The 2,079-nt window shown below is 65.8% G+C and carries 2 protein-coding genes; both read left to right on the top strand.

Features of this window, described 5'->3' with window-relative positions; genetic code table 11:
- Window positions 1–1,193, top strand: a 1,193-nt coding sequence (gene sucC / locus HUK65_RS18270; protein WP_179907685.1) for an ADP-forming succinate--CoA ligase subunit beta, incomplete at its 5' end; no start/stop codon positions are given.
- A gap of 4 nt (window positions 1,194–1,197) precedes the next feature.
- A partial coding sequence (gene sucD, locus HUK65_RS18265) for a succinate--CoA ligase subunit alpha (RefSeq protein ID WP_179907683.1) occupies window positions 1,198–2,079 on the top strand: 882 nt, incomplete at its 3' end.

Here is a 2,079-nt window from a genome sequence, read left to right as displayed (position 1 = left end):
TGAACATACACGAGTATCAGGCGAAGGGATTGTTGCGGGCGTATGGTGCGCCTGTTGCGGATGGTCGTGCGGTTTTGCGGGCTGAGGAGGCGAAGACGGCTGCGGGGGCTCTGGAGGGTCCTGTGTGGGTTGTGAAGGCGCAGATTCATGCGGGCGGTCGCGGCAAGGGCACGTTCAAGGAGGCTTCGGCCGGTGAGGGCGGGGGCGTGCGGATTGCGCGCTCGGTCGAGGAAGCCGCCGAGGCCGCGCAGGCGATGCTGGGGCGCACGCTGGTCACGCATCAGACCGGCCCGGCGGGCAAGGCCGTGGGCCGCATCTATATCGAGGATGGCGCGGGCATTGCGCGCGAGCTGTATCTGGCGCTGCTGGTGGACCGGGTGAGCAGCCGCGTGTCCTTTGTCTGCTCGACCGAGGGCGGCGTGGACATCGAGGAGGTCGCGGCCTCCACGCCCGAGAAGATCCTGTCCTTCAGCGTCGATCCGGCCACGGGCATCCAGCCCTTCCACGGCCGCCGCGTGGCCTTTGCGCTGGGGCTGGAGGGCAAGCAGGTCAAGCAATGCGTGGACCTGATCAACAAGCTCTACAAGCTGTTCATCGAGCGCGACGCCGAGATGGTGGAGATCAACCCGCTGATCGTGACCAATGACGGCGATCTGCGCTGCCTGGACGCCAAGATGGGGTTTGATTCCAACGCGCTCTACCGCCAGCCGGACATCCTGGCCCTGCGCGACGAGAGCGAGGAGGACAGCAAGGAGCTGGCGGCCAGCAAGTTCGACCTGAATTACATCGCGCTCGATGGCGAGATCGGCTGCATGGTCAATGGCGCGGGCCTGGCCATGGCGACCATGGACATCATCAAGCTTTACGGCGCCGAGCCGGCGAATTTCCTCGATGTTGGCGGCGGGGCCACCAAGGACAAGGTGACCGAGGCGTTCAAGATCATCACCTCGGACCCCAATGTCAAAGGCATCCTGGTCAATATCTTCGGTGGCATCATGCGCTGCGACATCATCGCCGAGGGCGTGGTCTCCGCGGTGAAGGAGGTCGGCCTGCAGGTGCCGCTGGTGGTGCGTCTGGAGGGCACCAATGTGGAGAAGGGCAAGGAGATCATCAACGGCTCGGGCCTCGATGTGATCGCCGCCGACACCCTGTCGGACGCCGCCGAAAAGATCGTCAAAGCGGTGAAAGGATAATCCCATGGCCGTTCTCGTAGACAAGCACACCAAGGTCATCTGCCAGGGGTTCACCGGCAGCCAGGGGACCTTCCATTCCGAACAGGCGATCGCGTATGGCACGCAGATGGTGGGCGGCGTGACGCCCGGCAAGGGCGGGCAGGAGCATCTGGGCCTGCCGGTCTTCAACTCCGTCCATGAGGCGAAGGCCCGGACCGGCGCCAATGCGACCGCGATCTACGTGCCCCCGCCCTTTGCCGCCGATGGCATCCTGGAGGCGATCGACGCCGGGATGGAGCTGATCGTGTGCATCACCGAAGGGATCCCGGTGCTGGACATGCTGCGCGTGAAGCGCGCGCTGGAGGGGTCCAGCTCCATCCTCGTCGGCCCCAACTGCCCCGGGGTGATCACGCCGGATGCGTGCAAGATCGGCATCATGCCCGGCCATATCCACAAGCGCGGCTCGGTGGGCGTGGTCTCGCGCTCGGGCACGCTGACCTATGAGGCGGTGAAGCAGACCACCGATGTGGGCCTGGGCCAGAGCACCTGCGTGGGCATCGGCGGCGATCCGATCAAGGGGACCGAACATATCGACGCGCTGGAATGGTTCCTGGCCGATGACGAAACCGAATCGATCATCATGATCGGCGAGATCGGCGGCTCGGCCGAGGAAGAGGCGGCGCAATTCCTGATCGACGAGGCCAAGCGCGGGCGCAAGAAGCCCACCGCCGGCTTCATCGCCGGGCGCACCGCCCCTCCGGGCCGCCGCATGGGCCACGCCGGCGCCATCGTCGCCGGCGGCAAGGGCGGCGCCGACGACAAGATCGAGGCCATGAAAGCCGCAGGCATAACCGTCGCAGACAGCCCCGCAACCCTCGGAGAAGCCGTCCTCAAGGCAATGGGGAAG

It is taken from the genome of Rhabdonatronobacter sediminivivens (assembly GCF_013415485.1).
Classification (GTDB): domain Bacteria; phylum Pseudomonadota; class Alphaproteobacteria; order Rhodobacterales; family Rhodobacteraceae; genus Rhabdonatronobacter; species Rhabdonatronobacter sediminivivens.
Note: the sequence above shows the minus strand (reverse complement) of the source record. Positions and strands in the feature narration are given on the sequence as shown.